General features: G+C 63.5%; 7 protein-coding genes. 1 reads left to right on the top strand and 6 read right to left on the bottom strand.

The window, feature by feature from the left end:
• Positions 1–862, top strand: an 862-nt coding sequence (locus AC2VOG_RS17655; protein WP_486941144.1) for a PPK2 family polyphosphate kinase, incomplete at its 5' end; no start/stop codon positions are given.
• A 35-nt stretch (positions 863–897) separates the two neighbouring features.
• On the opposite strand, the gene AC2VOG_RS17650 is transcribed toward AC2VOG_RS17655, so the two are convergent.
• From AC2VOG_RS17650 to AC2VOG_RS17625, 6 genes are all read right to left on the bottom strand, one after another.
• Positions 898–1,365 (bottom strand): glucose-6-phosphate dehydrogenase, encoded by a 468-nt coding sequence (locus AC2VOG_RS17650; RefSeq protein ID WP_486941143.1) that lies wholly within the window; start codon positions 1,363–1,365, stop codon positions 898–900.
• A gap of 158 nt (positions 1,366–1,523) precedes the next feature.
• Positions 1,524–2,006 carry a hydrogenase maturation protease gene (locus AC2VOG_RS17645; RefSeq protein WP_486941142.1) on the bottom strand — a complete coding sequence of 161 codons (483 nt, stop codon included), beginning with the start codon at positions 2,004–2,006 and terminating at the stop codon, positions 1,524–1,526.
• Positions 1,990–3,456, bottom strand: a complete 1,467-nt coding sequence (locus AC2VOG_RS17640) for a Ni/Fe hydrogenase subunit alpha (RefSeq protein WP_486941141.1) — start codon at positions 3,454–3,456, stop codon at positions 1,990–1,992. The genes AC2VOG_RS17645 and AC2VOG_RS17640 overlap by 17 nt, the downstream gene beginning before the upstream one ends.
• Positions 3,457–3,472: 16 nt before the next feature.
• On the bottom strand, positions 3,473–4,102 hold the full coding sequence (locus AC2VOG_RS17635; RefSeq protein WP_486941140.1) for an NADH-quinone oxidoreductase subunit B family protein: 630 nt from the start codon (positions 4,100–4,102) through the stop codon (positions 3,473–3,475).
• Positions 4,099–4,812 (bottom strand): 2Fe-2S iron-sulfur cluster-binding protein, encoded by a 714-nt coding sequence (locus tag AC2VOG_RS17630; protein WP_486941139.1) that lies wholly within the window; start codon positions 4,810–4,812, stop codon positions 4,099–4,101. Before AC2VOG_RS17630 ends, AC2VOG_RS17635 begins: the two co-directional genes overlap by 4 nt.
• Positions 4,809–6,251, bottom strand: a 1,443-nt coding sequence (locus AC2VOG_RS17625) for an NADH-ubiquinone oxidoreductase-F iron-sulfur binding region domain-containing protein (RefSeq protein ID WP_486941138.1), incomplete at its 5' end; no start/stop codon positions are given. The genes AC2VOG_RS17625 and AC2VOG_RS17630, both read right to left, overlap by 4 nt.

Genomic DNA, 6,251 nt, shown 5'->3' with positions numbered 1-6,251 from the left:
CGGCGCGGTCGGTTGTCGACCGTACGTCCGGCGACCGACGAACGAACCCTTCATTTTGCCCAGCCAAGTGGTGGGCAATTCCGAGTCCACCGTTGAGTCGCTGGCCGACGCGAAGGCGGCGCTGCTGGATTTGCAGGACCGCTTCTTCGCCCGGGCCGACCACTCGCTGCTGATCAACCTTCAGGCGATCGACGCGGCCGGTAAGGACGGCACGATCAAGCACGTCATGAGCGGCCTGAATCCCGAGGGCGTCGACGTGTACAGCTTCAAGGCGCCATCGGCAACCGAGCAGGCACACGACTACCTCTGGCGCCACCAAAGGTCGCTGCCGGAACTGGGTCGCATCGCGGTGTTCAACCGATCCCACTACGAGAACGTATTGATCACCCGTGTGCACCCGGAGACGTTATGGCCACGCACCGCAGTGCTCGACGATGGGGACATCTGGCAGCGACGGTATCGCGACATCAACAACTGGGAGCGCTACCTGACCGACAATGGGACCGTCATCGTCAAGCTGTTTCTCAACGTCTCCAAGGACGAGCAGGCGCGCCGGTTCCTCGAGCGCATCGACGAACCCGAGAAGAACTGGAAATTCTCCGTCGCGGATCTACGCGAGCGCACGTTCTGGGACGACTACCAGCGGGCGTTTCAAGACATGCTCAGCCACACCAGCACGGTCTGGGCTCCCTGGCACGTGATCCCCGCAGACCACAAATGGTTCAGCCACGTGTCGACTTCCGCAGTGCTGTTGGAGACGCTGCGGGGTCTCAACCCGCAGTATCCGCAGGTCGACGCCGCCGCCAAAGCTGAGTTGGCAAAAGCAAAGAAGGAGTTGGCGGGCAACGACGGTGACGCTTGAGCACGCACCGTGGTGGACGATCTGGGCCGGATCCTCTACGCGGGCAGATTCACCCGTAGCGCCAGGTGCTCATCGAGTATCCGGCGCAGCGCGGCGTCCATCGGATGCGCGGATGCGAGGTCCCGGCCCAACCGGCCGTCCACCGCGACTATCGCACCCTCATGCAGTTCGGCGGTGTCGACCTGATCGACGAAAGGATCGAACAATGCGGGCGGCGTGGCCAGGTAATACAGTGCCCGGCGCGACTCGTTAAACCCGGCGGCATACATCAGTCCGGTTTGGGTGATCACGAAGAGTTCCGAGGTGATCCTGGCGTCCGGGTTCTCGGCTTTGGCCCATGCCGTTGCAGCGCAATGGGTCTGCGCCAATTTATCGGGGACGTCGTCGGTCAGCGTGAGTAACCTTCCGACGAGTCTGCCACCCATTCGCGGATATGCGTCGATGGCGGGTCTGAAGTAGCGCTGGAAGATCGCACCGAAAAAGTCGTACCGTTGCTCGCTCATCGCGGCTCCCCAGGATTCAGGCGGACAACTCAATTGTGCGCTTGTACCGTCAGCCGAGCACGAGTTTGGCCAAGAAAGCGGCCTCGCTGCCGTTGCCGCACGACGGTGGTTCTGGCTCCCCTGACTACGCGGTGATGGTCGGTGTGGTGGTGGCCTTCCTACGGCTGTCTCGACAAGAACTCCACGGTGTTCGTGAGGTTCTGTTGCGCGGGGCCGGTGAGTCCCAGCCGCAGTTCCCATTCGTAGCCGCGGATCGCCAGCACATAGGTTTCGGGGACGTGATCGAAGCACTGCTGAGCGGTCGCCAGGATCGACGGCACCGAGAGCGCGTGCGAGGTGAAGCTGAAGTCCAGTCTCGGCTCCGGAACGCTCAGGTTAAATGATTCGACCGCAACGTCTTTCGTGGCATCCACGAACAACACTCGGGTGTATCGGCTGATCAGATCCGCGTCTTCCAGACCCAGCTGATAAGTACGGCGCAGGGCTGCGCGAGGCCGGGGATGGATCTGCTCGAGCCGGTCGATGAAAGCCCAGCCCAATCCGTCGTCCTGACGTCCGTCGTTGCCGATGCCATAGATCAGCGACGTGGAGTTGTCGAAGAACGCGAGCGTGACGCGGTGCGGCTCAGCGCACGCGCTCATCGAGCACCCGCCCGTGGGCGTCCACCACGGTGACAATCAACGGCATCTGCCCCAGCGCGTGAGTGGCGCAGCTCAGGCAGGGATCGTAGGCGCGAATCCCCACCTCGATGGCGTTCATCATTCCCTCGGTGATCTCAGCCTGGCCGCCGAGATAGTCCTCGGCGACGCTGCGTACCGTTTGGTTGAGCACCTGGTTGTTCTGGGTGGTGGCCACGATCAGGTTGGCGAAGGTGATACTGCCTTCGCGATCGGCGCGGTAGTGGTGCAGCAGGGTCCCCCGGGGGGCTTCCACCACACCGACCCCTTCCCCGGTCCAGGCGTCGGCACCGGGTGACACCACCAGGTCCTGCTTTTGCAGGTCGGGGTCGTTGAGCAGGTCCCGGATAACCTCTGCGGCGTGGATGATTTCGATGGTGCGCGCCCAATTGGTGTGCAGCGTCATGTTATTGGCGCGACCGCCGGTGTAGGCGTGGAACTTCTCCAGCGCTTCGGCGGCGATCGGGGTCGGCAGGCTCCGAGTGACATTGAGTCGGGACAGCGGGCCCACCCGCACCGATCCCGCGTCGCGGCCGAGGTCGGTGAGGAACGGGAACTTCATATACGTCCACTTCTCGACTCCCTCGGAGAAGTGGTCGAGATAATCGCGGTAATCGAACTCGCGGACGAGCTTCTTCTGCTCGTCGACCACCCGCAGCCGTCCGTCGTAGTAATCGACGTTGCCGTCATCGTCGACCAGACACATGTTCAGCGCCGACACATTGGCGAAGCCGTCGACTTGGGCACGGTGCTCGTCGTGGAAGTCGTAGAACATCTGCAAACCCAGCTGAGCGTCGTCGATGACCTCGTCAACGGAGGGCAATCCGTCCTCGCCGCGCAGGAACCGCTGCACGTCGGCCGCGGAGAGGCATTTGTTCACTCCGCCGGGCACCGCGGAGAGTCCGTGCATGCGCTTTCCGAAGACGGCGGCGATCACCTCCTGGCCCCACTTACGCAGCCGCACAACACGTTTGACAAGACCAGGGTTGGCCTCGATCAGACCGATGAAGTTGCGCTGCTCGGGCGCGGCGTCGATCCCGAACAACATTTCCGGCACCACCAGGTAGAAGTAGGCGGTGACGTGCGACTGCAGCATCTGGGCGTAGTGACCGAGCCGGCGCATCTTGATTGCGGTCAGGGTGAGAGAGGTGCCCGATGCCGGTCCGACCCCGATCATGTCGTCGAGGGCCTTGGCCCCGCCAAGGTGGTGGCTGACGAAGCAGATCCCGCAGATCCGCTGCATGAGAACTGGGGCTTCCCAGTACGGGTGGCCCTGGATGAACCTCTCATAACCGCGGAACTCCACCACGTGCAGCTTGGCGTCGATGACGTTGCGGTCGTCGTCGAGTTCGATGACCACCTTGCCGTGCCCCTCGATTCGGGTGACCGGGTCGATTACCAGTGTTGTCGCCATAGCGGTCATTCCCCGATCAGTCGAAACGGTTGAGAGACTTGGGCAGATTCACGGGACGTCCGTCGACCAGGTCCTCCAGGACATCGAGGATCGCGTCCGCCCCCGGCGGGCAGCCCGGGATGAAGTAGTCCATCTGCACGACCTCGTGGCACGGGTAGACGTGGTTTGTCAGAATGGGGATCCGACGGTCATAGGGCACCACCGGGCTGGAGTCAGGCGGTGCCGTCGGGGAGTTCGCATAGGCCTCCGCCAGACAATCCCTGAGCCCCACCAGGTTACGCAGCGCCGGGACACCGCCCCAGATCGCGCAGGCGCCGACCGAGATCAGCACGTCGCAGTTGTCCCTGAAGTGCCGCAGTGTCTCGATGTTGTCCTCGTTGGCGACCCCGCCCTCGATGAATCCGATCGCGCACCGCTCCGGAATGCGCTTGATGTCGGTGAACGACGATCGCAGGATGGTGATTTTGTCCAGCAGGTCGATCATCCGCTCGTCGATGTCGAGCAGCGACAAGCTACATCCCCAGCAGCCACACAGGCTGATCATCGAGACCTTGATCTTCCCAGCGCGCTTTGCGGCCACTTCCGGGTTGAGTGGTGTTGCCGGCAGTTCATGTGAAGCAAACTCGTTGGTGTTCGGCGTCGTCACTTTCGTTGCTCCCGTGAAGGTTCGAGCGCCCGGTCCTTCACCGATTCGACGTCGTAGCGCCGCTCGCCGATTGGCTCGTCATAACCCACCCCTTTTTCGAGTATCGTTCCAACAGGACAGATGTCGACGGCCTCGCGGACCTGGTCGAGGGGCATCTTGTTGGCCAGTTCAACGTCGATCTCGATGCGGGCATCCGCTCCCCGGCCGCTGATGCTGAAGATCTTTTTGCCGGTCTCGCGATCCCGGACGAACTCCACACAACGCTGGCAGAAGATGCAGCGGTCGCGCTCCAGCCAAATCGAGTCCGCCGCATGGTCGGCAACCCGTTCGGGGAACTGGTACGGGAAACGGGACACCGTCATATCCACCTCGTAGCCGACCGCCTGCAGCGTGCACCGGCCGGACTTCTCACAGCTGGGGCAATTGTGGTTACCTTCGGCGAACAGCATCTCCACCAACGCTTTACGCGCATCGCTGGTTTCCGGCTCGTTGACCTGCACCCGCATCCCGTCGCCGACCTTGACCGCACAGGCGGGGGCGATCGCGCCGTTGACCTTGACCGAACACACCCGGCAGGTGCCCAAGACGGGATGTTCGGGCAGATAGCACAAGGTCGGGATGTAGACGCCTGCCTCGGCGGCGACATCGACGAGCGTCGAACCCTCCTCGCAGGTGATGGTCGTGCCATCGATCTCGATCCGGATGCTCACCGCGACTCCTGCGGCGCGAGCGCGGCAACGGCTTGGGCATAACCGCTCAGCTCAGCCTCTGGGTCGTAGGACTGCAGCAGGTCGCCGGTGTGCTCACGAAGCCGGCTCGCATAGCTGTCCGGAAACTTCTTCAGCGTGCTCAGGATCGGATTGGGCGAGGTGGCACCCAGCCCGCATCGGCTGGTGTGAGCGATGATCCCACCCCAGGCAACCATGTCGTCGAGATCGGATCGGACTGCCCGACCCGCGGCCACCAGACCGACCTTCTGCCGCAGCAGCACGTTGCCCGCTCGACAGGGCACACAGATGCCACAAGACTCGTCGACGAAGAACTGGATGAAGTCCCCGACGATATCGATCAGGTCGCGTTCGTGGTTGAACACCATGAAAGAGCCGTTGCAGGACAGATCGTCAAAGGCGAGCCTGCGGTCGGCGTCGGCGGCCACCGAGAGCATCTCCCCGGCCGGACCGCTGATCTGCACGGCCCGGGGGCTCTTTGCGCCGATCATGTCGAGCACCTCACGCAACGTCATCCCCCACTGCACCTCGTAGATCCCGGGGGCGGCGCAGTCACCGGAGACACTGAGCAGCCGGGTGCCGGCGGACCCTGGCACCCCCATGGCCGCGAACCAACCGGCCCCCTCCTGCATGATCCGGCACGCCGCGGCGAGCGTCTCGACGTTGTCGACCACCGTCGGCTTGCCCAGGAAACCGTGCTCGACCGGGAAAGGCGGCTTGAGTCGCGGCGTTCCCCGCTTACCCTCACAAGACTCGAGGAGCGCGGTCTCGTCGCCGCAGATGTAGGCCCCGGCACCCAACTGGATGCGGATGTCGAACCCGCCGCCGAGTACTCCATCCTCCCGTAGCTCCACCAGCTGCCGTGCGAGATAGTCGCGCAGATACGCGTACTCCGCACGGAGGTAGACGATGCCGTGCCGGGCGCCAACGCCGCGGGCCGCGATCGCCATGCCCACGAAGACCTGCTTGGGAGCATAAGTCAGCAAGGCCCGGTCCTTGAAGGTCCCGGGCTCGCCCTCATCGGCGTTGCAGATGATGTACTTCTCGTCGCCAGCGGCGGCGCGGCAGAACTTCCACTTGTTTCCGGTGGGGAAACCCGCGCCGCCCAGCCCCCGCAGGCCGGACTCCGAGACGGTGGCGATCAGATCGTCGGGGGTCATCGCCAGGCAGCGGTGCCACAACGCGCTGTAATCGGTTCCACCGCAAAAGAACACCGGCCCCGACGTATGTACGGTGGTGCGTGTCAGCGCATCGACATACGCCACGTCGTCGCGTGGCAGGCCGGCCGGATTGGCGATCTGCGCCGGAGACTCACCCCTTTTCAGCCTCTCGATGATCTCGCCGACCAAAGCCGGTGTCAGGTCGGTGAAGACGACATCGTCGATGAGCATTGCCGGTTCGTGGTCACTGCACCCGATGCA

The sequence above is a fragment of the Mycobacterium sp. TH-M11 genome, from assembly GCF_057473725.1.
The sequence above is the reverse complement of the archived record's forward strand: the minus strand, read 5'-3'. Positions and strand labels throughout refer to the sequence as shown.